The organism is Citrobacter freundii complex sp. CFNIH9 (genome assembly GCF_002903305.1).
In the GTDB taxonomy this organism is placed as follows: Bacteria; Pseudomonadota; Gammaproteobacteria; order Enterobacterales; family Enterobacteriaceae; genus Citrobacter; species Citrobacter portucalensis.
In genome coordinates, this window is sequence record NZ_CP026238.1 from 1,729,514 (window position 1) to 1,755,551 (window position 26,038).

Annotated in this window: 34 protein-coding genes and 2 pseudogenes; 16 read left to right on the top strand and 20 right to left on the bottom strand. The window is 48.0% G+C overall.

Annotation, left to right across the window (positions count from 1 at the left end; translation table 11 throughout):
- Positions 1-527 precede the first annotated feature (527 nt).
- From ldtD to C2U43_RS08660, 3 genes are all read left to right on the top strand, one after another.
- A complete protein-coding gene (gene ldtD / locus C2U43_RS08645) occupies positions 528-2,279 on the top strand; it encodes a L,D-transpeptidase (RefSeq protein ID WP_032942892.1) in 1,752 nt (583 codons plus the stop codon).
- Between the two features lie 177 nt (positions 2,280-2,456).
- Positions 2,457-3,005 (top strand): YcbK family protein, encoded by a 549-nt coding sequence (locus tag C2U43_RS08655; protein ID WP_003831948.1) that lies wholly within the window; start codon positions 2,457-2,459, stop codon positions 3,003-3,005.
- A gap of 28 nt (positions 3,006-3,033) precedes the next feature.
- On the top strand, positions 3,034-3,681 hold the full coding sequence (locus C2U43_RS08660) for an MBL fold metallo-hydrolase (RefSeq protein ID WP_003831949.1): 648 nt from the start codon (positions 3,034-3,036) through the stop codon (positions 3,679-3,681).
- 53 nt (positions 3,682-3,734) lie between these two features.
- Here C2U43_RS08660 and aspC read toward each other — a convergent pair whose 3' ends face one another.
- The 17 genes and pseudogenes from aspC to C2U43_RS08745 all read right to left on the bottom strand — a co-directional run bounded on the left by aspC (position 3,735) and on the right by C2U43_RS08745 (position 16,112).
- Complete coding sequence (gene aspC / locus C2U43_RS08665; protein ID WP_048235707.1) at positions 3,735-4,925, bottom strand: aspartate transaminase; 1,191 nt, start codon at positions 4,923-4,925, stop codon at positions 3,735-3,737.
- Between the two features lie 183 nt (positions 4,926-5,108).
- Positions 5,109-6,185: pseudogene (ompF, locus tag C2U43_RS08670) on the bottom strand (porin OmpF).
- A gap of 600 nt (positions 6,186-6,785) precedes the next feature.
- Complete coding sequence (gene asnS / locus C2U43_RS08675; RefSeq protein ID WP_020996514.1) at positions 6,786-8,186, bottom strand: asparagine--tRNA ligase; 1,401 nt, start codon at positions 8,184-8,186, stop codon at positions 6,786-6,788.
- A gap of 166 nt (positions 8,187-8,352) precedes the next feature.
- Positions 8,353-9,555, bottom strand: coding sequence for a nicotinate phosphoribosyltransferase (gene pncB / locus C2U43_RS08680; protein WP_003836860.1), 1,203 nt, complete (start codon positions 9,553-9,555; stop codon positions 8,353-8,355).
- Between the two features lie 197 nt (positions 9,556-9,752).
- The gene (locus C2U43_RS08685) at positions 9,753-11,042 is read right to left on the bottom strand and encodes a tyrosine-type recombinase/integrase (RefSeq protein ID WP_048214561.1); all 1,290 of its coding nucleotides are present in this window, start codon (positions 11,040-11,042) and stop codon (positions 9,753-9,755) included.
- A gap of 44 nt (positions 11,043-11,086) precedes the next feature.
- On the bottom strand, positions 11,087-11,344 hold the full coding sequence (locus tag C2U43_RS08690) for an excisionase family protein (RefSeq protein WP_079936774.1): 258 nt from the start codon (positions 11,342-11,344) through the stop codon (positions 11,087-11,089).
- Entirely contained in the window at positions 11,328-11,699 is a 372-nt protein-coding gene (locus C2U43_RS08695) for a hypothetical protein (protein WP_103284967.1), read from the bottom strand. The genes C2U43_RS08690 and C2U43_RS08695 overlap by 17 nt, the downstream gene beginning before the upstream one ends.
- A gap of 100 nt (positions 11,700-11,799) precedes the next feature.
- A complete protein-coding gene (locus C2U43_RS08700) occupies positions 11,800-12,024 on the bottom strand; it encodes a hypothetical protein (protein ID WP_079936772.1) in 225 nt (74 codons plus the stop codon).
- Entirely contained in the window at positions 12,021-12,446 is a 426-nt protein-coding gene (locus C2U43_RS08705; RefSeq protein ID WP_103284968.1) for a hypothetical protein, read from the bottom strand. Before C2U43_RS08705 ends, C2U43_RS08700 begins: the two co-directional genes overlap by 4 nt.
- A complete protein-coding gene (locus tag C2U43_RS08710; protein WP_442861432.1) occupies positions 12,443-13,186 on the bottom strand; it encodes a BRO-N domain-containing protein in 744 nt (247 codons plus the stop codon). The genes C2U43_RS08705 and C2U43_RS08710 overlap by 4 nt, the downstream gene beginning before the upstream one ends.
- 7 nt (positions 13,187-13,193) lie before the next feature.
- On the bottom strand, positions 13,194-13,478 hold the full coding sequence (locus tag C2U43_RS08715) for a hypothetical protein (RefSeq protein WP_139762559.1): 285 nt from the start codon (positions 13,476-13,478) through the stop codon (positions 13,194-13,196).
- Between the two features lie 5 nt (positions 13,479-13,483).
- Positions 13,484-13,990: a hypothetical protein gene (locus tag C2U43_RS08720; protein ID WP_079936769.1), complete on the bottom strand. Its 507-nt coding sequence runs from the start codon at positions 13,988-13,990 to the stop codon at positions 13,484-13,486.
- Positions 13,980-14,219 (bottom strand): hypothetical protein, encoded by a 240-nt coding sequence (locus tag C2U43_RS08725; RefSeq protein ID WP_079936768.1) that lies wholly within the window; start codon positions 14,217-14,219, stop codon positions 13,980-13,982. The genes C2U43_RS08720 and C2U43_RS08725 overlap by 11 nt, the downstream gene beginning before the upstream one ends.
- Complete coding sequence (locus tag C2U43_RS08730) at positions 14,209-14,556, bottom strand: hypothetical protein (RefSeq protein ID WP_079936767.1); 348 nt, start codon at positions 14,554-14,556, stop codon at positions 14,209-14,211. Before C2U43_RS08730 ends, C2U43_RS08725 begins: the two co-directional genes overlap by 11 nt.
- Positions 14,557-14,652: 96 nt before the next feature.
- Positions 14,653-14,937 carry a hypothetical protein gene (locus C2U43_RS08735; RefSeq protein ID WP_232018020.1) on the bottom strand — a complete coding sequence of 95 codons (285 nt, stop codon included), beginning with the start codon at positions 14,935-14,937 and terminating at the stop codon, positions 14,653-14,655.
- 60 nt (positions 14,938-14,997) lie between these two features.
- Positions 14,998-15,219, bottom strand: a complete 222-nt coding sequence (locus C2U43_RS08740; protein WP_079936766.1) for a hypothetical protein — start codon at positions 15,217-15,219, stop codon at positions 14,998-15,000.
- A 191-nt stretch (positions 15,220-15,410) separates the two neighbouring features.
- Complete coding sequence (locus tag C2U43_RS08745; RefSeq protein ID WP_079936765.1) at positions 15,411-16,112, bottom strand: XRE family transcriptional regulator; 702 nt, start codon at positions 16,110-16,112, stop codon at positions 15,411-15,413.
- Between the two features lie 124 nt (positions 16,113-16,236).
- Between C2U43_RS08745 and C2U43_RS08750 the strand changes: the two genes are divergently transcribed.
- The 5 genes from C2U43_RS08750 (at position 16,237) to C2U43_RS08770 (ending at position 20,607) form a co-directional block, all read left to right on the top strand.
- Positions 16,237-16,464 carry a transcriptional regulator gene (locus C2U43_RS08750; protein WP_047345111.1) on the top strand — a complete coding sequence of 76 codons (228 nt, stop codon included), beginning with the start codon at positions 16,237-16,239 and terminating at the stop codon, positions 16,462-16,464.
- A gap of 1 nt (position 16,465) precedes the next feature.
- Positions 16,466-16,759: a hypothetical protein gene (locus tag C2U43_RS08755; protein WP_079936764.1), complete on the top strand. Its 294-nt coding sequence runs from the start codon at positions 16,466-16,468 to the stop codon at positions 16,757-16,759.
- Between the two features lie 427 nt (positions 16,760-17,186).
- The gene (locus tag C2U43_RS08760) at positions 17,187-18,806 is read left to right on the top strand and encodes a DEAD/DEAH box helicase (protein WP_103284969.1); all 1,620 of its coding nucleotides are present in this window, start codon (positions 17,187-17,189) and stop codon (positions 18,804-18,806) included.
- The gene (locus C2U43_RS08765) at positions 18,803-19,774 is read left to right on the top strand and encodes a toprim domain-containing protein (RefSeq protein WP_079938072.1); all 972 of its coding nucleotides are present in this window, start codon (positions 18,803-18,805) and stop codon (positions 19,772-19,774) included. The genes C2U43_RS08760 and C2U43_RS08765 overlap by 4 nt, the downstream gene beginning before the upstream one ends.
- Complete coding sequence (locus C2U43_RS08770) at positions 19,771-20,607, top strand: antitermination protein (protein ID WP_079938071.1); 837 nt, start codon at positions 19,771-19,773, stop codon at positions 20,605-20,607. Before C2U43_RS08765 ends, C2U43_RS08770 begins: the two co-directional genes overlap by 4 nt.
- A gap of 310 nt (positions 20,608-20,917) precedes the next feature.
- Here the strand turns inward: C2U43_RS08770 and C2U43_RS08775 are convergent, their stop codons facing one another.
- Positions 20,918-21,130, bottom strand: a complete 213-nt coding sequence (locus tag C2U43_RS08775; RefSeq protein ID WP_079938070.1) for a KTSC domain-containing protein — start codon at positions 21,128-21,130, stop codon at positions 20,918-20,920.
- 553 nt (positions 21,131-21,683) lie between these two features.
- Here C2U43_RS08775 and cspE point away from each other — a divergent pair.
- Entirely contained in the window at positions 21,684-21,896 is a 213-nt protein-coding gene (cspE, locus tag C2U43_RS08780) for a transcription antiterminator/RNA stability regulator CspE (protein WP_005127641.1), read from the top strand.
- 411 nt (positions 21,897-22,307) lie between these two features.
- On the opposite strand, the gene C2U43_RS29560 is transcribed toward cspE, so the two are convergent.
- Entirely contained in the window at positions 22,308-22,478 is a 171-nt protein-coding gene (locus C2U43_RS29560) for a YnfU family zinc-binding protein (protein ID WP_162835200.1), read from the bottom strand.
- 852 nt (positions 22,479-23,330) lie between these two features.
- Between C2U43_RS29560 and C2U43_RS08785 the strand changes: the two genes are divergently transcribed.
- The 5 genes from C2U43_RS08785 (at position 23,331) to C2U43_RS08805 (ending at position 25,210) form a co-directional block, all read left to right on the top strand.
- Complete coding sequence (locus C2U43_RS08785) at positions 23,331-23,519, top strand: hypothetical protein (RefSeq protein WP_003841950.1); 189 nt, start codon at positions 23,331-23,333, stop codon at positions 23,517-23,519.
- A 153-nt stretch (positions 23,520-23,672) separates the two neighbouring features.
- Entirely contained in the window at positions 23,673-23,951 is a 279-nt protein-coding gene (locus tag C2U43_RS08790) for a phage holin (RefSeq protein ID WP_003841952.1), read from the top strand.
- On the top strand, positions 23,923-24,471 hold the full coding sequence (locus C2U43_RS08795; protein WP_079938068.1) for a lysozyme: 549 nt from the start codon (positions 23,923-23,925) through the stop codon (positions 24,469-24,471). Before C2U43_RS08790 ends, C2U43_RS08795 begins: the two co-directional genes overlap by 29 nt.
- The gene (locus C2U43_RS08800; protein ID WP_044700581.1) at positions 24,468-24,983 is read left to right on the top strand and encodes a DUF2514 domain-containing protein; all 516 of its coding nucleotides are present in this window, start codon (positions 24,468-24,470) and stop codon (positions 24,981-24,983) included. Before C2U43_RS08795 ends, C2U43_RS08800 begins: the two co-directional genes overlap by 4 nt.
- Positions 24,980-25,210: a hypothetical protein gene (locus C2U43_RS08805; protein ID WP_000990801.1), complete on the top strand. Its 231-nt coding sequence runs from the start codon at positions 24,980-24,982 to the stop codon at positions 25,208-25,210. The genes C2U43_RS08800 and C2U43_RS08805 overlap by 4 nt, the downstream gene beginning before the upstream one ends.
- A gap of 75 nt (positions 25,211-25,285) precedes the next feature.
- Here C2U43_RS08805 and C2U43_RS29725 read toward each other — a convergent pair whose 3' ends face one another.
- Positions 25,286-25,459 (bottom strand): YnfU family zinc-binding protein, encoded by a 174-nt coding sequence (locus tag C2U43_RS29725; protein WP_213083834.1) that lies wholly within the window; start codon positions 25,457-25,459, stop codon positions 25,286-25,288.
- A 141-nt stretch (positions 25,460-25,600) separates the two neighbouring features.
- Between C2U43_RS29725 and C2U43_RS08810 the strand changes: the two genes are divergently transcribed.
- Positions 25,601-25,798 carry a hypothetical protein gene (locus tag C2U43_RS08810; RefSeq protein ID WP_079938083.1) on the top strand — a complete coding sequence of 66 codons (198 nt, stop codon included), beginning with the start codon at positions 25,601-25,603 and terminating at the stop codon, positions 25,796-25,798.
- Positions 25,799-25,826: 28 nt separating this feature from the next.
- Positions 25,827-25,991: pseudogene (locus C2U43_RS08815) on the top strand (DUF2514 family protein); the annotation flags it as partial.
- Positions 25,992-26,038: the final 47 nt, after the last annotated feature.

A 26,038-nucleotide genomic window follows, 5' to 3' on the forward strand; every position in this document is an offset into this window, starting at 1 on the left:
GCATGGATGCTGGCTCAGGGCGCGCTTTGCAGGGACGCTTCCTCGCGCCCGGCCCGGTAGCCAGGAGGAATAAGCGGAGGGTATTGCGTAGCAACAATTTTCCCGCCGGGAGCCGGGATTGTAAAGGGCGTGGCGGAGAACGCCCTTTACACGTTCACGGGAATCCGTGTTTCAGAGAAACGATGAACATGAGGTGAACGGAACTCTATTTCCGAGATAGCATGTTCTTTACCTCCGCCAGTTTACTGAAACTGAGGCGCTAACTGACAGGCATTACGGCTACATGGCCGCCTTATTTTTTTCCGAAAAGACTTCATGCCTGGTGTAATTTCTTTAGACTTCTTTACATTAGGTTAGGCAAAAAGTTTTTGATGTTTATATACTAAAGGTAAGCCTAACGCGTCACAGGCTTGCTCGTCATACTTCAGTTTGTATTGGCGTTTTACAGGTCCGACCCTCGTCAGAATAAAGGGGAATACAGACGGCCTGGCTATTCAAAGTATGATAAAGAAAACAGGGGGCAAGGGATGTTGCTTAATAAAATGTGTGGTCGTCGGCTGTCGGCAATCAGTTTGTGCCTGGCCGTAACATTCGCTCCACTGTTCAATGCTCAGGCCGATGAGCCTGAAATGATCCCTGGCGATAGCTCTGCGACCGTCAGTGAACAGCCAACAGCGTTATCGCAGCCGCAGGTTCAATCTTCTGCGACGGCTATCATGGCGGGTATTCAACCGCTGCCAGAAGGCGTGTCTGTCGATAAAGCCCGCGCCGAAATACACTCTCAGCTGCCAGCAGGTTATACGCCGGTTTACATGAGCCAGCTGGAACTGCTGTATGCCGCACGCGAAATGAAGCCGATGTGGGAAAATCGTGATGCGGTAAAGGCATTTCAGCAACAGTTAGCCGAGGTCGCAATTGCCGGCTTTCAGCCGCAGTTCACTACCTGGGTTGCACTTCTGACTGACCCGGCAGTAACCGGTCAGGCGAGAGACATCGTGCTCTCTGATGCGATGATGGGGTATCTGCACTTTATCGCTAACATCCCTGTCAAAGGTAATCGCTGGCTTTACAGCGATAAGCCCTATGCGCTAACGACGCCGCCGATTTCCGTCATCAACCAGTGGCAGGTCGCACTTGATAACGGTCAACTGACTTCATTTGTGGCCAGCCTTGCGCCTCAACATCCGCAGTATGCAGCCATGCATGAATCACTGCTCAAGCTGGTGGGCGATACACGTCCCTGGCCACAGCTCACCAGTACAGCAACGCTGCGTCCGGGGGAGTGGAGTAATGACATCCCCGCGCTACGTGAAATTTTGCGTCGAACCGGGATGCTGGAGCCTGCCGTCAGTACGTCTGGCAAAGAAGGGCGTGGTACCTACGATCGTGAATTGGTTGATGCGGTAAAGCGTTTTCAGACGTGGCAGGGACTTGGCGCAGATGGCGCGATTGGCCCTGCGACGCGTGACTGGCTGAACGTGACGCCTGCTCAGCGTGCGGGCGTGCTGGCGTTAAATATTCAGCGCTTGCGCCTGCTGCCGAGTGAGCTGTCTACCGGTATCATGGTGAACATTCCTGCCTATTCGCTGGTTTATTATCAGAATGGCAATCAGGTGCTGGCCTCGCGCGTTATTGTCGGGCGTCCCGATCGTAAAACGCCGATGATGAGCAGTGCGCTAAATAACGTGGTCGTTAACCCACCGTGGAACGTTCCGCCGACGCTGGCACGTAAAGATATTCTGCCTAAGTTATGGAATGATCCGGGATATCTTGAACGTCACGGCTATACCGTAATGCGCGGCTGGAACAGTAAAGAGACGATAGATCCGTGGCAGGTTGACTGGGCGACCATCACTGCGTCCAATCTGCCGTTCCGCTTTCAGCAGGCTCCGGGTGCACGTAACTCGCTCGGCCGCTATAAATTCAATATGCCGAGTTCGGACGCTATTTATCTGCACGATACGCCGAACCACAATCTGTTCCAGAAAGATACGCGGGCGCTAAGCTCCGGATGCGTGCGTGTGAACAAGGCATCTGAGCTGGCGAATATGCTGCTACAGGATGCGGGTTGGAATGATACGCGCATCTCGGATGCCCTGAAGCAAGGGGATACGCGGTATGTGAATATTCGCCAGAATATTCCGGTCAACCTCTACTATCTGACCGCATTTGTCGGCCCTGATGGGCGCACGCAGTATCGTACAGATATTTACAATTACGATCTGACAGCGCGATCCAGCGCACAAATTGTGTCAAAAGCCGAGCAATTAATCAGATAAATGAAGCAGTTCGAGGAAAATGATTGTCGTAAGTTATGCTGGAAACGGGGCAAAATGGCTGTGAGCCCCGTATTTCCTGGGGTTGGGAGCCTTGACGTGGACTACTTAGCCAGATAAGGTTTCCCGCGTGCGCTAGAGCATACATACGATAACATTGACCTTGTAGACCTTAATACCATGGACAAATTTGACGCTAATCGCCGCAAACTGCTGGCGCTTGGTGGCATTGCCCTCGGCGCTGCCATCTTGCCTACGCCTGCGTTTGCAACACTCTCTACCCCACGTCCGCGTATATTGACTCTGAATAACCTGCATACCGGTGAGTCAATAAAAGCAGAGTTTTTTGATGGCAGGGGCTATATTCAGGACGAATTAGCAAAACTTAACCACTTTTTCCGTGATTTTCGGGCCAATAAAGTGAAATCCATTGACCCGGGACTGTTTGATCAACTCTTCCGTCTGCAGGGCCTGCTGGGCACGCGTAAACCCGTACAGCTGATCTCAGGCTATCGCTCTATCGATACCAATAATGAACTCCGTGCACGTAGCCGTGGTGTGGCCAAGAAAAGCTACCACACTAAAGGTCAGGCCATGGATTTCCATATTGAAGGCATCGCATTAAGTAATATTCGCAAAGCTGCGTTATCTATGCGCGCAGGTGGTGTAGGATACTACCCCAGCAGTAACTTTGTGCATATTGACACCGGTCCTGCACGGCACTGGTGATCCATAAGCTTAATGAAACAGGAGCTGTATGAACTATCGTATTATTCCGGTCACTGCATTCGCCCAGAACTGCTCGCTAATCTGGTGTGAGCAGACTCGTCTGGCCGCGCTGGTCGATCCCGGCGGCGATGCCGAGAAAATCAAACAGGAAGTGGATGCCAGCGGTCTGACGCTAATGCAGATCCTGCTTACTCACGGTCATCTTGACCATGTTGGGGCGGCGGCTGAACTGGCACAGCATTATGGTGTACCGGTTATTGGCCCGGAAAAAGAAGATGAGTTCTGGTTACAGGGACTCCCTGCTCAGAGCCGCATGTTTGGCCTGGGAGATTGTGAGCCGCTGACGCCCGATCGCTGGTTGAATGAAGGTGACCGGATAAGCGTTGGCAACGTGACGTTACAGGTTCTGCATTGTCCGGGTCATACACCGGGACATGTGGTCTTCTTTGATGAGCAATCAAAGTTACTGATTTCTGGTGACGTGATTTTCAAAGGTGGCGTAGGGCGCAGCGATTTCCCGCGCGGTGATCACAGCCAACTGATCGATTCGATTAAACGTAAACTGTTGCCGCTGGGCGATGACGTAACGTTTATTCCGGGTCACGGCCCACTTTCTACGCTGGGTAACGAACGGCTACATAACCCGTTCCTGCAAGATGAAATGCCTGTCTGGTAATTCGTTTAATAAATAAAAAGGCCGCATTTGCGGCCTTTTTTGTGCGCGATAGATTACAGTACTGCGACAATCGCTTCGCACAGCGGCGCCATGTTGTCTGGCGTCATTCCTGCCACGTTTACGCGTCCGGAAGCGACAGCGTAGACACCAAACTCTTCACGCAGACGCAGAACCTGCTCTTTGGTCAGGCCGCTAAACGAGAACATGCCGTTCTGTTTGATGATAAAGCTGAAGTCGCGGTTTGCACCTTTCTCTTGCAACGTATTCACAAACAGTAAACGCATGCGCTGAATGCGCTGGCGCATATCAGTCAGTTCCTGTTCCCAGATGGCACGCAGCGCATCGTTGCTCAGAATCGTGGCCACTACGGATGCACCGTGTGCTGGTGGGTTGGAATAGTTAGCGCGAATGGCTGATTTCATCTGGCTGAACGCACGGTCAACGGTTTCAGTATCGGCAGCAACCAGCGTACAGGCGCCTACACGCTCATTGTACAGTCCAAAGTTCTTGGAGTAGGAGCTGGCAACGATCAGCTCTTTGTGCAGAGCCGCAAATGCGCGCAGACCTTCTGCATCTTCTTCCAGGCCACGGGCAAAACCCTGGTATGCGAAGTCGAACAGCGGTAACCAACCTTTTTCGACAGACATCTGAGCCAGCGTTTGCCACTGTTCCAGCGTAGGATCGATGCCGGTAGGGTTATGGCAGCAGCCGTGGAATAGCACCACGTCGCCAGCCTGCGCTTCGCTGAGGCTTGCCAGCAGCGCATCAAAATCTAACGAGTGGTTTGCTGCATCGTAATAGTTGTATTCACAAACTTCCAGGCCTGCAGAGTTAAAGACGCTCTTATGGTTCGGCCAGCTTGGATTGCTCACCCATACGCGTTTAGCCGACGTATTTTTTGCCAGGAAATCAGCTGCCACACGCAGTGCACCAGTGCCGCCAGGGGTCTGTGCTGTACGTGCGCGTTTGTCGTTGATCAGCGAACTTTCTTTACCAAACAGTAATTCCTGAGTGCAGCGACCAAACTCTGGAATACCGTCAATGCCAAGGTAATTTTTGGTGGTTTCATTTTCCAGTATATATTGCTCGGCTTTTTTAACGCTGGTCAGCACCGGCGTTTTGCCTGTCTCATCTTTATATACACCGATCCCGAGGTTTATTTTTCCAGGGCGGTCATCGGCACGAAACAAATCAGCCAGACCCAAAATGGGGTCGGCAGGAGCGGCGGTAATGTTCTCAAACATGACGAGGTTCCATAGTGATTACAGAAGGGAAGTCCGCTATCAGGTTAACGGTAGATTTACAAAATGCCAACCGTTACTGACGAAAAGCTGAGGTGTTTTTTTAAGACGCAAGAATTCGCTAGCAGATATAAAAAAACAGGACCGAAGTCCTGTTTTATAGGCATTTAACAAAGAGGTCTGCTATTAGAACTGGTAAACGATACCGACTGCTACGGTGTCGTCAGAGTTCACGCCCAGTTTGTTATCAGAGTCGATCTGGTTGATCTGGTAGTCAACATAGGTGGACATGTTTTTGTTGAAGTAGTAGGTAGCGCCTACTTCAATGTAGTCAACCAGATCTTCGTTACCCACGCCTTCTACGTCTTTCGCTTTAGATTTGTTGTAGGAGAGGGATGGACGCAGACCGAAATCGAACTGGTACTGAGCGACAACAAAGAAATCTTCAGTTTTGTTGGCGAAGCCACTGTTTCCGGCACCTGAGATGCGAGTTGCGTTACGGGTTTCACCGTAGTTCGCTGCCAGGTAGATGTTGTTAGCATCGTATTTAACGCCAGTTGCCCACTGCTCAGCTTTTTTGCCGCCGTTAGCGTAGAAAGAGTTTTCCTGCGCGTTGGTACGGTCAGCTGCACCGTAAGCGCCAACGATACCGAAGCCATCCATTTCATAGCTGACAGAACCGCCAACGCCGTCACCGTTAGAACGACCGGTATTGCCATCACGCTCGTTTTTACCCAGATACTGGATACCGAAGTTCAGGCCGTCAACCAGACCGAAGAAGTTAGAGTTACGGTAGGTTGCAACACCACCCACACGGCCAACGAAGAAGTTGTCGCTGTATGCGGTATCACCACCAAATTCTGGCAGCATATCGGTGTAACCCAGTGCATCGTAAACGATACCGTAGTTACGACCGTAGTCGAAAGAGCCCAGATCGGCATATTTCAGACCAGCAAATGCCAGACGGGTTTTGTTGCCGTTCTGAGCGTCACTGCCGCCTTCAGAGTTATTACCGGCAAAGTTGTATTCCTACTGACCGTAACCGGACAGATCGGAATTAATCTGAGTTTCCCCTTTGAAACCAAGACGGGCATAAGTCTGATCGCCATCGTTGCCAGCGTTATCAGAAAAATAGTGCAGACCTACGGTTTTACCGTATACATCCAGCTTGTTGCCATCTTTGTTATAAACTTCTGCAGCGTTAGCTGCCCCGGCTACCAGCAGAGCAGGGATAACCACTGCCAGAATATTGCGCTTCATCATTATTTATTACCCTCATCGGTTTTTATATGACACCTGCCACTGCCGCCAATAAATTCCGTCAATCAAAATTTACGGAACTATTGATGAGAGTTTGGTGTCTTTATGTGTCTGACAGGCATCTTTCCATTCAAACTACCGTTTCGCTACCGTCAAAGTGCTACAAATATAAAGATTTGGTTTCAAAAAGAAAAAATGTGTAACAAATTGTTATTTTTGTGCAACTTTGTGAACAGCGTCAAACTTCGGATGCCCCTGCGCTTAAAATTCTCGTTTTTATTTCTATTTATATGATTTTCTTATGTTTAATTTTGATAAGGTCATTTTTTCTCCGTTATGCCGGAAAGTTCGGATTTTACAGGTAACGATTTTTGGACGTCTGGAGTGCCGTGCGAGAGGCTAAAAAATGTACTATTTAATCAGAAAATGCTAATCCACAATAAAATTGCTGATTATTTTTTGTGCAAATGTATTGCGATGAAATATTACGTAACAGGTGGAGGGGATTGAAAGGTTGTGTTTAACGTGAGATGGGTATCCAGATAACACGAAAAGGGAATAAAAAAGGCCAGCAATGCTGGCCTTTGAAACAATAACGCACGTTTAGAAGGTGGCGTTACGTGGAGTACGCGGGAACGGAATAACATCACGGACGTTCTGTACGCCGGTGACGTAAGCGATCAGACGCTCGAAGCCCAATCCGAAGCCGGAATGCGGAACGGTACCGTAGCGACGCAGGTCGCGATACCACCAGTAATCCTCTTTGTTCAGACCCATTTCCAGCATACGGGCATCCAGCACGTCCAGGCGCTCTTCACGCTGAGAACCACCGATGATTTCACCGATTCCCGGGGCCAGTACGTCCATTGCAGCAACGGTTTTACCGTCTTCGTTAAGGCGCATATAAAACGCTTTGATATCTTTCGGGTAGTTTTTCACTACCACCGGCGCTTTAAAGTGCTCTTCAGCAAGGTAACGTTCATGCTCAGAAGACAGATCCACACCCCAGTAAACAGGGTTTTCGAACTGTTTACCGCATTTTTCCAGAATGCTTACCGCGTCGGTGTAATCCACCTGCGCGAAGTCAGCGTCAATGAAACGTTCCAGGCGTGAAATCGCGTCCTTGTCGACACGTTCAGCGAAGAATTTCATATCATCCGCACGCTCTGCCAGTACGGCTTTAAACGCGTACTTCAGCATCGCTTCAGCCAGGCCTGCAACATCATTCAGGTCAGCAAAAGCCACTTCTGGTTCCAGCATCCAGAACTCTGCCAGGTGACGACTGGTGTTAGAGTTTTCTGCACGGAATGTCGGGCCAAAAGTATAAATTTTAGACAGGGCGCAGGCGTAGGTTTCACCGTTCAGCTGACCGGAAACGGTCAGGAAGGCTTCTTTACCAAAGAAGTCTTTGTCGAAATCGACTTTGCCCTGATCGTTACGCGGCAGGTTTTCCAGATCCAGCGTAGAAACACGGAACATTTCACCGGCACCTTCCGTATCGGAAGCGGTGATCAACGGAGTCGATACCCAAAAGAAACCCTGCTCGTGGAAGAAACGATGCAGAGCTTGCGCCAGCGTATGACGTACACGCGCTACCGCACCAATCATGTTGGTACGCGGACGCATGTGCGCCACTTCACGCAGATACTCAATGCTGTGACGCTTGGCTGCCATTGGGTATGTGTCAGGATCTTCAACCCAGCCCGTTACTTCAACCTCAGTGGCCTGAATTTCAAAGCTCTGTCCTTGTCCAGGAGATGCAACGACTTTACCCGTTACGATAACTGAACAACCCGTCGTCAGGCGCAGTACGTCCTGATTGTAATTGGGCAGAGAATTATTGATGACGGCCTGTACAGGATCAAAGCAGGAACCGTCATAAACGGCGAGGAAGGAGATGCCAGCTTTTGAATCTCGGCGGGTACGCACCCATCCGCGCACGGTGACTTCGCTGTCAACGGCTACGCGGCCCTGGAGTACGTCGGCTACAGGCACAACGCTCATAATATTCTCTCTGTTAATAGTCGGATATATAAACACATGTCCACCCGTAATGGGGGGATACCTATGTTACCTGGCATCTGCAATCAGACAAGCAGAATTCGTAGCTGGAGTGAAAGATTTCGGAAATAAACGCGAAAAAGGGAGCCAAAATGGCTCCCTGGAAGGCTTAACTGGCTTTTTTGATATGCGGAAGATCGAAGGCTTTGCGCAATGCACGAACAAATGCTTTATCGTGGCAGATGGTTTTACCCGGGCTGTCAGATAACTTCGCCACCGGTTTGCCGTTACATTCCACCAGCTTGATCACAATATTGAGTGGCTTAACCTGCGGAATGTCGCATGTTAGCCGTGTCCCAATACCAAAACTCAACTGTACGCGGGAAGAGAAGTGGCGGTAGAGTTCAATCGCTTTTTTCAGATCGAGATTATCTGAGAAGACCAGCGTTTTGCTCAGCGGATCAATACCCAGTTTTTCATAATGAGCGATGGCTTTTTCACCCCATTCCACCGGATCGCCTGAGTCATGGCGTAACCCTTGGTAGCGGGTAGCGAACTCAACGCCAAAGTCGCGTAAAAATGCGTCCATGGTGATGCAATCGGTCAATGCAATGCCGAGTTGATCAGGGTATTCATTTAACCAGGCTGCCAGGGCTACGCGCTGGCTGGTGGCAAGTTCTGGACTGATTTGCTGATGAGCCTGGAACCACTCATGCGCCTGCGTACCCATTGGGGTTAATGACAGGCGGCGGGCCAGATCGTAGTTACTGGTGCCGACAAACCAGGGCTCTTGCTGCAGGCGTTTAACGATAGCCTGCTGTACTTCGCGCGAAAAACGACGACGCGTACCGAAATCCATCAAATGGAAGCGGGACATATCGACATCTTTCGTTAAAGCAGAGAATTCTACTAGTTTGCTTTCCAGCTCATCGAGTGCCTGCGGGACGCCTGATTCAGGTGAACGGTAACGGTGTACCAGTTCGCTAATCACCGCTAACAGCGGGACTTCCCACATGATCACTTCACGCCACGGACCGGTTAAGCGGATGTTTAGCTTGCCGTTATCATTGGTGACGCAAACCTGTTCCGGGTTATAGCGGAAATCACGTAACCAGGTGAGGTAATCAGCTTTAAAGAAAGGCAGGCCGGAGAGCCACTGGTACTCATCCTCCTGCAGTCGCAGGTGCTGCATAGCATTCACCTGCTCACGAATAGAATCGGCATAAATACCGAGCAGGTCATCGCCACGGCAACGAAATTCAGCCGCTACTTGTACATCATAGTAGTGGTGAAAAACGGCTTGCTGCATATGCAACTTATAAGCGTCTGTATCCAGCAGCGAGTGCAGAACAGGAGAAGCGAATTGTGTCATAGGTGCGCAGTAGCATCCTCTCACGGGAGCGTTTAGTACAATAAACAACTAAGAAAACCGCTGGAGTATACCCTGTTTAGCGATTTATTGAACCCCGATCACACCATAAGCTCTCTTTCTGGTCGAGGGCAATTCGTGCCACGTGTTATGAAAATGTAGCGTTATTGCTATTAACTACTTGTATATAAAGATTTTTACTATGCTGAAACCATGCTTTGGGGCAGTGATGGGGCAAAGTGTGAAAGCGCCTGGTTGAGCAGAGAAACCTGTTCGGCGCTCTTCTCTGACATCCACTTTCCATACACCTTGTAAACCATCTGTGCATCTGCATGTCCCATTTGAGTTGCTATAAAGTTTGGGTTCGCACCCGCTGACAATGACCAGCACGCATAGGTATGCCGTGACTGGTACGCGTTGCGGTAACGAATACCGGCGCGCTTGATTATCGGAGCCCAAATTTTATTAATCGAATTAACCGCGTAGTGATATCCTCTTCGTGGCCCACGTTTTACGCATTGAGGGCTGAAAACGAAAGTGCATGGATGTATGACTGACTGGCCATATTCCCGCAATTTCACTTCAACCTCATACTGCCGGCCAAGGCGCGTAAGCTGGGCCTGATTCCTCAGAGCATCAATAGCTGGTTGAATGAGATAAATCACCCTGTCAGTGCCTGCGTCTGTTTTTGGCAGGGTGAACTCATCCGTCTGGGTAAGGTTGCGCTTCACAGTAATGGTCCCGGCATGCAGATCGATATCTTCCCAGGCCAAACCGCACAACTCCCCATGCCTCATTCCTGTATAGACTGCAAGCGACCAGAGATTTCGCATCTGCTGATGGCCGCATGCCTGGATAAACCTGATGAACTCATCTGTCGTGAGTGGATCGGGCTCACCCTTCGCTTTCTTGAGGCGGTTAATTCCGCTAAACGGGTTTTCCTTTGCATAACCGTTATCTGCTCCAAACTGGAAGATTTCGGCCATTAACATCATGTAATTGTTCACGGTGGAGGACTTCCGGCCTTTTACCTGCGTCCGGTGGTCCTTCTTCATTACGTGAAAACCTGTCAGCAACTCCTTCCTTACATACAGCAAATCCTCAGTGGTCACAGCAGAAACCAACTTGTTTTCGCCAATGCGCGGAAGCATGTTTTTTATGATGGACTCATACCGACTCATGGTGTTAGTGCTGATCTCCATTCGTTTCAGATCAGACCATTTTTCGGTAAGTTCCAGCACTGTAATTTCCTTTCTATCCTGGCCGAACCGGGCAAGGTTCGGCGAGTTTGGGAATTTTTCCGCATAGTTAAAATTCCCCATCCTTATTGCAAAACAAACCGATGAACGAAGCTCACCGGCTATCTTGCGATTTTTGGCTGTGTCAGGGACACCGAGGTTTTCCCTGACACGTTTGCCTTTGTACAGAAACCAGATGCGGAGTGAACCGCCGTGGTTTTCGACGCCTGTCGGGTATGATGCATTAGCCATTAATCCCTCCTGACGTCCAGGAGCATGGATGAGTGTACTGCTTTTCATGCTTTCTGCGCACCTGGTTGATTTTTTTTCTGTGCCTCGATCCAAATGTCGATCGCTTTCCTGTTGTACATACATTCGCTCGAAGGTTTGGGATTACCGTCTGGTGAGACGTGCAGGTATTCGCGACCCAGCATCCAGGATTCTTTTCTGGCACGGGTGATGGTCCCGGGTTTAAGTCCGGTAACTGCAATCAAAATTCTCTCGCTAACCCAGTCATTCGGCACCAGAAGAACGACATCAGCACTGGTCTGCATGGATTTTCTCCATTTTATCGTTAGCCTGGCGAATGCATCGATCAAAGGTGGAGGAGGGTACTACTGTCCTAAGCTCATTAATGAGGAAATCGTTGTGCTGCTGGTGCAGTTGCATATTGCGGTCTTTTTCAAGTTGGCGAAGAACTGCCAGTCGAGCTGTGATGATACGACGCTTACCTTTTACGATCTTTAGTGCGTATTCTGCTTTTTTACGCCAAACACTCCACTTACTGCTGCTATTTGATTTAGCCAACTGATCTTCAATGCTGAGCTGAGTTTCTTCAGCGATCACAAGCTGGGATAGACAGTCGTGAATTGTGTTTAGGTTTTCAGTATTGATATGCGATTTTTCCACTGTTAACCTCCGAAATTCGTCAAAAATTTGTACTCAATCAACGCCCCGAAAATAACGACCACTAATAACAGGCCAAACAGCATAGACAGGAGGAAAGATTTCATCGTGTCGCCTCCCGCTGAACAGTTTTATATGCACGCAGCATGTCGCGAGATTTACCTGATAAAGCCGTCTTGATTAAGAACATCCCACTACGGCTTGCAATGATGCTTGGTGTGCAGAGCAGCGTGGCATCGACCACCCGGTTATGTTTACGGAACTCAAACACCGTACTGGTGATAACGATGTTCGCTACGGCGCCATAGTCCTGGTATTGGATTTTCATGAAATTGAATCTCCGGCAGTTTCTTTTGTGTAGTTTTCCCATCCACCATAGCTGTTAACCATTTCGCCCAGCCGCGAGAAGCAAGCATTCATCCATCGGATGCCCCTTGGGGTTAGTGTTGGTACAGTCCCCCAGTCGATGAAGTCAGAATTACTGCGGTGCATATATTTAATGAGGTCCAGAATGTTGATGTAATGGGCACGGCGTTTTTCCATATCCCATCCCTTATCTCCCAAATACGAATCGATAAAGCCCTTAATGGCTGGTTGGTCTAGTGAAATATCCCCGTACTGATGGCGGTACACCGGGCGACGATGCATGCTGACTAAGTGGAACAGGTAGGCATCAGACACCCATATCAGCGCTTGCTGGTGGGCCAGCTCAACAGAGCCAACCGGTACCCAAATTTCATTATTGTTCACTGTTCACCCTCCCATCCAATCACTTGGAACAGCCCCATCTTAGGGTGATACCACCGGGTGCCTCGAGGTTCAGCTTCAAACATCATTTTGGTGAATGCCGTCATAAATGGCTGCTCACGCACAATGGTCATGGTGGATTTGGTTCCTCTAGGCGCAATAAATGGGATAGGCTTATGGTCGATGTCATAAGCGGAGACTAACTGGCGACACTTTGCATCTGAAAGTCCGCACAGTGCTTTCAATTCCGAGTATCCAGCCCAACCAGGAGGCGTTGCACCACGAGCGATATGATCTACTAGCTCGGTAACCTCAACGACCTTGTCCTCAACGTGGTTAAGGCGACGCTCCTGCTCAACATTCAGCAGGGCCATTTCGGCAATGATCTCCGCCTGAGATTTAGGGTGTTGGTATCTATAGCTGCCAGTTTCGCGGATAGATGGCAGAACATCTTCGCATACCCAGTCTTGTACACGTTCAGCGGAAGCAAGCTGGCTACGGAGAATGAGCCGGTAAGCATCAGATTCAGATGCAAGTTGCATGCCACGAATTTTGTCGTTAAAACCCAATTCTCGCGATTCGCTATAATTAAGTTTAATCAATGACTTGCAGTGAGTTTTTAGCGCGTCAGCCGGATTTGCGTAACCCAGGGATTTTGCCAGCTCAACGGCATCAAATACTGGTTTTCCCTGGTAAAGCATCCCGCTCAGAGAAATGCTGAGATCCGACGAGTTAAATTTCATCAGTTGATTACTCATTGTCTTCTTCCTCCAGTTCCTTTGCTTCTCGTTCGGCAATTGCATCGAGTTCTGCATCAAGCGATTCGGCCTCGCCATAGGTCGCGATGCGGATAGATTTGAATGCTGGTTCGCTGAATTCAGCATGCCCCTTACAGAGCCCAGCAGTCGCAGAAACCACCGCCTCCATTTCGCTACTACTGCCGACAAAGATTGAATATTCGCGGCGCTCGGCATTTTCAGTCACCATGAATGTGACGCAGTACCACGCAGTGATAAGTTCGTTTTTCATCATCATTTACCTCAGTGCAAAATGTGTTGAACGGGTATTGCTTCGCCGACACGTAACCGAACAGCAAGATCCATAAACATCTCGTCGAGAAAACCGCTGAACCACGAATGACCGTCTTCTTTCAGGCGCTGATCGTTGGCATAGTAGAACTGGAATACAGCTAGATACCGTTCTTTAGGCTTGTGCTCTATCAGTGTCCCTTCTACATGCTCAATTAACAGGTTTTCGATAAGCTCCCGCGTTAAGCCAAAAACAAACTCACCAGTTTTAAATTGGTATTCACCGTCACGAAGGCCCCAGCGCTTTTCGCATTCAATCAGGTAGAGAAGGGCGACAGTACTGCGCATGGACTGGCAGATGGTTTCTGCCCACTCATGCTGCTCGTTTAAAGTCAGATCTCCTTTGCCATAGCGGTTTTCGTCAAGCATCCAGGCTGGAATTGTGACGTTGGATTGCTGGTGTATTTCTTTTAGCCTGGCGACAAGTTGTTTAACGTTTTCATTTTTGCTAACAGTCATTTGATATCTCCTCAAGGCGTAGCCCCGCTTCGCGAACCATTTCAATAAAAGTGTCCAGTGAGCAAATGTGCTCGTCGTCGAACAGCCGGCGGTCGCATGTCACACGACCTTTTTCGATGTAAAGAACAACGCGCCCTGTGAAATCAGGAAGCACATGTAGATCCACGTTCAACACGGGGCGGGGAATCTGCATTCCCTGATAAGTCATCATTTGCTGGTTAACTTGCATTCTGAGTCTCCTGTTTATTCGTTAACTCTTCAGCCAGCGTTGCAATAACAGCATTCATAAAATCCACGCCAAGCGGTGTTAGCTTGTTAATTCCGGTGCAATTTGAATAATGATTTGAAATTAATATTTCAGCTTCGGCTCGTTTATGATTTTCATGAATCATTGTTTCGAAAAACTTTATTAATGATTTTGTTAAAATGTCGCTATCCAGTTCGACAGGGAGTTTTGTTCCATCATTCATGTCAACTATCTGAAAATAATTACCAGTCCTTCTTTTTAGTGATGCCAGTTTTACCTGTACAAGTCGGCGGCGACGGTTCTCAATCAATATGTTCATAATTACCGCCCGTAAGCCTTGCGCAGAAAAAGGTTTGCAATATGCAGATAACTATTTCCATAAGAGGCAAAGATCTTTGCTGTCTTGTGTGCTTCTTTATCTTTCAGAAACGTCATTATTGCCCCCCATTTTTGAAGTGTTCTTCATTGTCATTGTGGTCATGAAGCAAAGTTCATTAAGTAACGATGTGAATCGCCCAGCCACCTTCACATCAGTGCGTGTGATTGCTGGCATGAGCAATTCAATAAATTCTGCGCGCAATTCCTGAGCGTACTTATTTGCTGTTTCTGCGGTTTTTGCTACGTCATTAATATAGAGAACGACTGATTTGCGATATGTACGATTAACTATTGGTAACTGAATAACATTATTATTTTTCATAAAATATTTCTCAAGGTGAGTTTGTTCGCACCATTAAAGGAGTTTATTGATAAATTAATTTCAAAGTTTATTTGTATCGAAATCTACAATTTTGTCGTTAACTTCTTCCAGTGTTTTAACGACCAGAGTTATAAGAGCATGCTCACGTTCTTCTTCCTGGCTAACCATCGTTTCAAGTAATAGCCATAAAGAAGCAGAGCAACAGCGTAGATCGTGAGACCAGTTCATGAGCATATCGCTTGTTTCAAGTCGGTCTAATTGAACTGTTTTATTGGTTTCCATGCTCCCTCCTACATTAAGTGAGTTAAGCAATTAAGAATGTCGTTTAATTACTTAAGTTGTAATAAGGATGGATCGTTATACGGAAAAGGTCAACCACTAAAGTGATTTTAATTTTAATTTCTAAAGTAATTTGTTGTTTGATAAGCAAAAAAAAGACCGCCTAAGCGGTCTGATTCGATAAGTTGGAGGGGTTAGGCAAAACGCTTGATCGCGGCAGATTGCTTAACTAATACTTTCGCTAAAACGTGAAACTGATCTTCATCAGTGGCATCAATTTGCCAAGAGCTATACAGCTTGTTATCTGATAGGACAACCAAGCTGTTCTTCTGCATCTGCAGCCGTTTTATATGAATGGTTTTACCGAACACAAACACGTAAATTCCGTCGCCGTCAAAGTAATTAACCGTTGTGTCAACAAAGATAAAGTCACCTGGATCAATGGTTCCCTCCATGCTGTCGCCCCTAACTGTAATCACTTTTATTGCGGAAGCAGGCCGGTTACCAAACATGCTTCTGGCATGCTCCTCTGTGAACTCAATGGCGCGAATGGTTTCGATAAACTCAGAAGACAAAAATGTGCCGGGGCCTGCACTCGCCTGTATATCCAGCAACTCAACCCTGTAAGCGCCAGTGCTAACAGACTCCACTACCTTCATGGGCAGCAGCTCAGAAGATTGATCGCTTACTGGCATTTCACCTGAAGCAAGCCATTCGGGTCGAACATTCAGAGCTTTTGCTAGCTCTACTGTTCTGCGCGAGCCAGAGGCATTGCCTGACGTTAACTTCCAAATACTTGATTGCGACATCCCAACTAATTTAGCCAGGGATGCTTGAGTCATTCCCGCCGCTCTCATGGCTTCCGTTAGCCTATCTGCAAAAGTGCTATTCGACATAATGATTACTCCAAAAGTTGTTAAAAATTTAGACCAAATGAAGAATCAAGTCAAAAAGTAATTGGCATCCTTGCAAGTAATTACTCTAATCGCTAAAGCAATATTTAATTACTAAGGGGGGTTTATGATTTCAGAGCCTATCGATATAGCAATCAGATGTGCCGGAAGCCAGGGCGCGCTTGCAAAGCAGTGTGGTGTATCGCAAGCAACGGTCTGGAAATGGCGTCATGGAAAAAAAGTTAAGGCCGAGCATGTATTGAAAATTGTGGCTGCGGCCAGTGGCCAAGTAGCTGCATATCAAATCAGACCTGACTTGCCGGAGCTATTCCCAAAGCCAGAAAAAGAGCAGTGATATGGCTCTTGATTATCAACCGGTTGATATGCCCGTGGCTTTTAGCCAGGCCGATGCCGATTGGATCAAGCAGCAGTTACTGAGCCTGGCGCCAGCAGCACGACAAAAAGCCATTCAGCGTTATGCAGCTGTGTACCAGGAATCGTTCGAAGCCGAGCCAGTTTCATACCGCAAGGAGAACCGGGCAAGGCATGAAGCAAATATGCGGCTTCGTCTGTTTGTGAGAAATCACGGCAGGGCTTTACAGGGGTATACCGCCGAACCTCCCCTGGCCGGAACGCCACCGCGTTCCTGATTGTTGCGGGTTTAAAGGTACCCGGACAAAAGCAGGCTTAAAGGTGCCTGTTCAGGTTGGCAACCCACTAACTCAATTCCCCGTATGTACTAGGTAAGTAGTACGTTTTTATGGGGAAGAGGGAAAGGGGGGTAAGGGGGGATTGGGTGTAGGGGTAGGAATAGGATCTTTTCCAACAGGAGAGATCCATTGGTTAAGTAGATCACTGTCTTAAGGGCGCAATTAAAAAAACGCCCGTATCAGCAAACCAGTACAAGGTGCTCAGGCGCTGAGAAACAAAAAGGGTTCTTCCTGGAAGAGTGATTTTTCAGGGGAGCTGAATCAGAAGGGAGGCTGGCAGCCTTTGGGGAGGCCACCAGCCATGTGAGGGGGAATCCATGAAAACCACATCACAGAATTATTATCTCATCACCACGGGGGCCGCACAATGCAGCTGATGATCACACCGAATTTTGCACAGGTACGAGCACTTAACCAGCTGCGCCGTAACTGGAAGGATACAGAAACCTTCATGGTGTACTCGCCGACGGGCAGCGGTAAAACAGGACTGGCCGCCTTCATCGTTGCCGGGTTCGTCAGTCGTGGTATGCGAGTAATGTTTTGCGCGCCTTACCAGATCCTCATTACCCAAACTGCAAACCGTTTTGTGGAGTATGGGTTGCCGAGTGATGAAATCGGCTATGTCTGGGCGGATCACCCAAACTACGATCCTTCCCTCAAAATACAAATTGCCAGCGCTGATACGCTTATTCGTCGCGTGTTCCCTGACAATATCGATCTGCTGATTATCGACGAAGCGCACCTGCGAAAAAAACGCATCCTGCAGGATATCGAACGCCTGCGCGAAAAAGGCGTGAAAGTGATCGGCCTGTCGGGGACACCGTTTTCTCCGTTCCTGGGCAAATACTATGACCGACTGATTAAGCCAACCACCATCGGCGAGCTGATTCAGCGCGGCGACCTGAGTAAATACGAATTTTACGCGCCCACAAAGCCGGATCTGAAAGGGGTTAAAACCTCTCCGTCCCTGCAGTACGGTACCGACTACAACGAGGCGCAACTGGCGGAGATCATGTGCGGTTCAACGCTGGTGGGCGATATCGTCCAAAACTGGCTGGAGAATGGCCGTGACCTGCCGACAATCGCGTTCTGCGTCAACGTAGACCACGCTAATTTTCTGACTATTCAGTTTAACCAGGCAGGCGTAAATGCAGAGGTTATGACTGCAGATACGCCTGCGGATGAACGCCAAACCATCATTCACCGCTTCGAAACTGGCGCCACAAAAATCATCGTCAGTATAGGGGTGCTAGTTGCCGGGTTCGACAGCGATGTTCGCTGCATTATCTACGCCAGGCCAACTAAGAGCGAAATTCGCTGGCTGCAGGCGCTAGGGCGTGGCTTGCGCACCGCACCGGGTAAAGAGTCCTGCCTCATCTTCGATCACAGCGGCACCGTGCACCGCCTGGGCTATCCGGACTCTATCGAATACGACGATCTTCCGGGTAAATCAGACGGGATGGAGGAGGGTGCGCGCCGCGCAGCTGAGGAACGAGCAGAGAAGCTGCCTCACGAATGCTCACAATGCCACTTCATGAAGCCTGCTGGCGTCTATGTCTGCCCTAAATGTGGCCACAAGCCGCTGTCCGGTGAGGACATTGATACCGACACCGAGCGCAAACTCAGAAAACTGCGTAGCGAGCCGCGCCAGCCAACGAAGGCAGAAAAACAGGACTGGTGGAGTCAGATCAAATTCTATCAGCGCCAGCGCGTATCGCTGGGGAAAAAGCCTGTCAGCGATGCCTGGTGTTCTCACACCTTCCGCGAACGGTTTGGCGAATGGCCTAACGGCCTGAGCGATTACCCGATGGAAATCACACCAACAGTCTCGAACTTCATTATGCACAAGCGGATCGCCTTTGCTAAGCAACGTGAAAAAGAGCAGCGCCTGCAAAAGCAGGCAGAAGAGCAGCCGAACGCGGCAAGAGTTCAGCAGGCGCTTAACCACGTCAGTGAGATCAGACAGCAGTTAGGAAAACGAGCATGAAAACGGTAGAAGCAGCAAAAGGCCAGTGGGCTATGATTTTTGAGCATTACGGACTGCCGCCAATCACCGGTAAAAACCACTTTAAAGGGAAATGCCCGCTGTGTGATTCGGTTGGCAAATTTCGCATCGATGACCGCGACGGCGCAGGAACATGGATCTGCACCTGCGGCTGCGGTACGGGAATGGACTTGGTTACCAAAACCCAGGGGAAACCATTCAACGAGGTTTGCCGCGAAATCGATGCTCTGATCGGCAATACGTTCAGACGTGACAAAGTTCCCGAGGCTAGCGACGCTTCCAAACTTCGGAGAAAGGTGCTCAATAATTTCTCAAAAATGTCACCTCTGCGCGGTACATGCGCCGCTGAATACCTTAACTCACGCGGTATTTATCAACTTCCGGCTGAGGCCGTGCGGCTTAACCCCAAGCAACGGCATAACGGACGGGTGTACCAGTCTATTTATTCACTGGCAACAGACGATAAAGGGGAGCTGTGTTACCTCCATCAGACATTATTGGATGGCGCAAAAAAGGCTGACATCGGGGCCAGCGCCAAGCGGCAGAAATCGCTGCAGGAAGATAACTATCTTGATCACGCTCGTTCGGTTGCTGTCCGTATGTTCCCGGTCGCCAGCACACTTGGCATTGCTGAAGGGATCGAAACTGCGTTGTCTGCTTACCAGATTTACAAAGTGAATACCTGGGCGACCATGACCGCCAATTTTATGAAGAAATTCCGGGTCCCGGCAGGCGTTAAGCATCTGATTATTTTTGCTGACCGTGACGAGAACAGCGCTACGGGTTTGGCTGCTGCCTACGAATGCGCTCACGCAAATCTGGTGGCTAAAAATGACCTGCAGCGCGTGAGCGTGTACTGGCCGGATCACGATGATTTCAACAATATGCTCATGAATGGCGATCAGGTTCGTGAGCTGGTTTTCTATAAAAAACAGCAGGTGGCCGCATGAAACTGGAAGCATCACTCAAATATTTTAGCCCTCAGGGAATGCACATCACCGACGACGTGAAAGGAACATCTCCGGACCGCCTTACAGGAACAGATGTAATGGCGGCGATTGGTACCACCAGCAGCCGTGCGCGCTTCGGTCTGGCTGCTTTCTTCGGAAAGGCCGGTATCAGCAAAGCGGATGAACAGCTCGCAGTTCAGGCACTGGCGCGATATGCGATGGACGCCGCACCAAAGAATGTTCGCAAAGCAGCTGGTGGACAGTTCGGATGGTGCATGCAAATATTGGCACAATTTGCCTTTGCTGAATATTCCCGTTCGGCGGCGACCAGTGTGATATGTCACTGTTGCCGCGGTAGCGGAAGAACAACCCGCGAACAGGTCACTCGTAAGGTTTCGTACCCGTGGGGTAAAGCGCCGTACTGGGCCAGCCGATCCCGCGCTGTTCGTCCCTCAGACTGGGAGAAATGGACAGAGGTAACGGAGATTGTGCCAGCGGTCTGCGATGCCTGTGAAGGGAAGGGGGCGATAAGTGCCAGGTGTCGTTGCGGAGGTAAAGGTGAGGTACTCGACCGCATCGCAACAAAAGAACGTGGTGTGCCGGTGTTTAAAACCTGCGAACGCTGCAGCGGAAATGGATTCCCTGCGGTACCGTCTACGGCTGCTCACAAAGCGATTCTCAGACGTCTGCCGGATCTGCATGTAAGAACATGGACCCGTAACTGGAAACCGTTCATGGAATCGCTGGTGGACATCTGCCACAGGCAAGAGCATAAAGCTGATTCAACTTTTCAGGATATAACCAGTTTGTGTGACAATGTGTGTGATATCTAGCATTTTCGCGACGCAGGACTTGATTTTGTCCGAAGTTGTCGTGTATGCTTCTAATCATGTGAAGTTGTATCTGAAGCATTTTAGTCACGGAAGCCCTGCCAGAGGTGGTGGCGCTTCTGTTTTCTGAAAATTCGAAAGCCGTCTGAATTCCTGTATTGCAAAGATTCATTTTAACCAGAGGTAACGAAGACGGGCGTGGTGTTTTATTGGGTACCAACTTCCTGTTCTGGTGGGTGACAAAAACAGGAAGGAACAGAGCGTAGTTTTACGTTATCTACAGCAAAAATCTGTACGGCGTAATTTTCTTGAATCACCCGGTTTTTCGACACAAGAATTTACCTTTAACAACTCCATCAAAGAAACGACTTTTAGATTGTACTGTTAGAAAAGAGTTATAGACGCTTTCTGGAACACCGACATATTGGAAAGTTGAAGAATTTACAAACCCTATCTCCAGAATTTTTTCCAATGGATAGTAACCAATAAATTTAATTTTTGATGATGTCATTTCTTGTCGTTGCATTTTGTCTCCTTCGAAACTCTTAATTTCCTTACTCTGATAATACACAGTTATGAAACGAAAGGGGCATAGTATTTGTAAATACTGCCATTGTATTTGAGTTAACTGGTCAGGTGATATGATTCTCTTTGTTGCGACTAATTCACCAGGACAAGAAAAAACAGAGTAAAAAAACTTTTCTGGAATTTAACTATGATAACTTAAGTTTATTTATAGGTACATGATAAGATTGAAGTATTCGTTTTGTTGCCTATACAGATAATGACTATCGGGTTACTGTCGCGGACCAAAAATACTGATTCTGTTGCCATAGTAACCATTTCTCAGATTTAGCGAACATTTTTTAATGAAAAATATCTTGCTATTGTTTGTGACTTGTGTGATTAATGAGTGGTTGGTTTGGTACACAGACCCATTAAAGCGGTTTAGTAAAGCAGTTCTCATCTCAAGCGTTATCACTGATAATCCTTCCTTTTGAGCCTTCTTATCGTTACTAATTAGATTGTGTGCGAAAACCTTTTCGCCGTAAGGCTACATAGAATTTAAGGAATTATCAGTGTCTAATAAAATGACTGGTTTAGTAAAATGGTTTAATGAGTCTAAAGGTTTTGGCTTTATTACTCCTGATAATGGTAGCAAAGATGTGTTTGTTCACTTCTCTGCCATTCAAAGTGGTGGTTTTAAAACGCTGAATGAAGGTCAAAAAGTTGAGTTCAGTATTACTGCAGGTGCAAAAGGGCCTTCAGCCGAAAACGTTGTTGCTGCCTGATTTTTTCTGAACTTAAACTAATATGCGATAACGAAGACGGTTTAGACCTGAGTAGACATATTGACAGAAGTAATGGAAGTATTGTTGGATCAGTAGAGTTAAAATGTTACTGATCCGGCATTAAAGGTAACGGTAAGCATATTTCATCTCAATCTCGAATGAGAAAGTATGCTGACCATTGTCGTTGAGTGTAGGTTCACTGCACGAAAAGTATAACGGTAGAGACTGACTGCTTGCTTTACACGATAAAGTACGCAAGGGGATGGTTTTCCCAGATATCACCATAATTACTATTCATTTAATAGGAAAATACTAAACCCGTAGCCAGCGGGTTTTTTATTATCTGTAGCTTAATTAATCTTAAAATACAGATGAAGTGATTCTGTGCGAGAAACAGTATCTCAAACAGATTCAGGCTGCTTCTTTTTGATTCGTCTGGAATACTTTATTGCAATGAGGACAGATTAAAAGGGAACCTTTTTGTACTCTTGAAAAACTGTGTTCAGATTGCTGGGTACAGTTTGGGCAGGTGCATTTGACAAGATAGTTACGGCGTGATTTAGAATCTTTACGTTCTGACATAGGCTTTTCCTTGATGGATGGACTTCAACTTTACCTTAATTTGCCCAGAAAATCTTATTTTTATGAAAAGATGTGGGCTGATAAAAAATATCGGTGACTGAATTGATATAGCCATTAGTAAGATAACGAGTATAGATTGATTGTGATGAGGCACCGAGAAGACAGTGTTTGCGGGAATAGCACTAAGAAAACAGTTTCGCAAAGAACCTGCTGATGAGAACTCTCCTCTCAGGAACAATGTTGTTTTTGAACTGGTTATTTGAACGGATTTTTTACTCTCCCCTCCTGTTCGTCCCAGCCGACTTTGTTTTGCATGAAAGGTAAGCAGGTCGGATTTTGTGCAAACGACATAAATTTATGTTCAAAAAGAGAACCAGATAACAACTCCTGCCAAGGTGATCACTATAGCGGTGAGGCAAACGTTTTTAAATCTCTCTCTTTTAACTGCCTTCACAAACGGGTTTACGGTTTGGCAATGTGGGCACATCAGGGCATGTAAGGTAATCAATTTCCCGCAAAAGGGGCAGGGTTTAGTAATCATTGGTACAAAGTGAATTAAAGGTATATATCCAGATTTTACCACACTTATCGAGTTGTTTTAATGAACACTCTGATATTTCAGACATTTTCACTAGTTGCAGACTTACGCGAAACATCCGCTACGTGCTTTGTTGATAAATCCAGCCCGTGAAGCCTGATCCTTTCATCACACACAACGCCATCTGAAGAAATCGGAGGTAGGGCTATGACCAGAATGAGCACCATGGACAGCAAACATTGAGTTGTGGCTTCTGGCAACGCTGCATTATCTGTTCCGCTCTATACTATCTGCTGAGTATCGCGGAGGAATGTATGAAAGAAGGGTATTACTGGATTCAGCATGTCGGTGTTGTACAGGTAGCGTACTACACGAATGACACTGTTGATGATCTGGAATCGGGTAAAACAATCACAGGTGTCTGGCATCTGACAAGGGGTGATGACATTTGCCATAACGGTGAAGCAGAGGTGTTAGAAGGTCCTCTCTCTCCGCCAATGTAAACAACTTAACTCACTTCGAGGCTGCCAACTGGCAGCCTTTTTCATTTCAGGCTCACGGGTATCACTCACTACGTGCTTTGTTGATAAATCCAGCCCGTGAAGCCTGACCCTTTAATTACACACAACGCCATCCGAAAAATCGGAGGTAGGGCTATGACCAGAATGAGCACCATTTACAGCAGACTTTCATATGGAACAGGAACCACGCTGACCGGCTGCGGTGTATCAGCGAAGGCATATGCCGAAACAGCTAAAACAGCAAAAGAGGTGTCCTGGATGTTGGCCGACAGAATTGCAGGGTTAAGCCTGAGCGACTGGGCAATTATTGTCGGTATTGCATGCACTGTTATCACCTGTGCAGTGAACTGGTATTACAGGAAAAAGGAAAGGGAGGATCGGCTTAATGGCAATGCCACCAAAGCTGAAGAATAAACTGAGCGCAGCGGTCGTTGGTCTGATTCTTGCGGGGGCTTCCGCACCCGTTATTCTCGATCAGTTTCTGGATGAGAAAGAGGGTAATAGTCTGACGGCGTATCGCGACGGCGGAGGGCTCTGGACGATTTGCCGTGGCGCCACGATGGTTGATGGTAAGCCAGTAGTTCAGGACATGAGGCTTTCTGCTGAGAAATGTGCCCAGGTAAACGCCATAGAACGCGACAAGGCGCTGGCATGGGTTGAACGAAATATAAAAGTTCCGTTGAGTGAGCAGCAGAAGGCAGGTATCGCTTCTTTCTGCCCTTACAACATTGGTCCAGGCAAATGCTTCCCGTCAACGTTCTACCAGCGTATCAACGCCGGAGATACAAAAGGGGCATGTGAGGCGATCCGCTGGTGGATTAAAGACGGTGGCCGCGATTGTCGTCTGACCAAAGGCCAGAAGAATGGTTGCTATGGACAGGTTGAACGACGAGACCAGGAAAGTGCACTGGCGTGCTGGGGGATAGACCAGTGAGCCTGCGCTATCAGTTTATTGCCATTTCTCTGCTGGTGGCCATCGCATTCATCGCGGGTAGTGTATGGAGCAGCCGCGGCTGGGAAAAAAAGTGGGCGGAACGTGACAGCGCGGAATCATCGCGAACAGCGAACGCGCAGACCGCCGCCCGCATGATTGAGCAAGGGCGCATAATTGCCCGTGATGAGGCTGTAAAAGATGCACAAGCACAAGCCGCTAAATCTGCTGCCACTGCTGCTGGCCTGTCTGCCACTGTTAACCAGCTGCGTACCGAAGCAACAAAGCTTGCCACCCGCCTGGACGCCGCAAAGCACACCGCAGATCTTGCCACTGCCGTCAGAAGCAAAACAGCCGGAGCCGACGCCGCAGTGCTCGCCGACATGCTCGGACGCCTTGCAGAAGAAGCTCGATATTATGCTGAGCGATCTGACGAAAGCTACCGGGCAGGAATGACGTGTGAGCGCATTTACGACTCAGTGAGGCAGTCAAACAACAACAGGGTTAGAAGATGAACGCAGAAAACCTAAGTGAAGCGTATTACCTCAATAACGATATAAAAGAACTACAACTTCAGAAAAGCATACTGGAAAGTGGTGCCGGACTTGGTGTGACAATCCAGTCTACCTATCAGGATAACGCCTTTCTTGATGCCATACGCCCGCATGCAGTGGCTGAACTTGATCGCCGTATTGTGGAGAAGAAAAAAAACCTCTCCACTCTGGGTGTTACATTCTCTTAAATGAGAACAACAATAAAAGGTTATGTCTGCTTTGCCACATTCTGAGAGTATGAGTTTTATTTGGTAGTCAATCAGTTACTTTATTGGTTTGCTTTCCGATGGAAGATAGATGTTTCCACAGAAGGGGCAAATTAACGTTATATTGTTTTTTATTCTCGACAGACTGTGCTTTGACTGGCGGGAGCAATGAGGACAAGTACTTTTCACATGGCGTAAAGTACGCATCTTGATATCTTTGAGTATCGACATGTTGATTGTCCTGGTGGGCGGTTAACAACCATACACCACATGTTGGCTAATAGCTTCTTTTATAACCGTTACGATGTAGTCGTTAGCCATAATCAATCAAGCCTCGCAATAGCGGGGCTTTTTAACAACTGAGGAATGAGCATTACAGTAGTTCTTACAGCTAAGCAGATTGAAGACCTGGCTGCCTTCGCAAAAGAAGATGGCCAGCTACAATACACCATCACTACCGGAACAATCCCTGAGTTCGAAGCGGATGATGGCGAGGTTATCCCTGAGTACACCGGGCTGATTGCCTATTCCAAGTCGCTAGAGCATAGCGTTCTACAGCTCGATAACTAACGAATCAACAAAACTTTCCATCCGCCATGACACCACAATGCTCGTAGACATGCCAGGAAGCCTGACAGAAGAAGCTCGATACCATGCTGAACGCGCTGATGAAAACTACCGGGCAGGAATGACATGTGAGCGGATTTATGAGTCCGTAAAAATACTAACAATGAACCGTAGAGGAAAAATAATAGCTCTATAAATTAAGATGTTGACGGTTTTCGTGGATAAAATTGTGAATTTTTACTA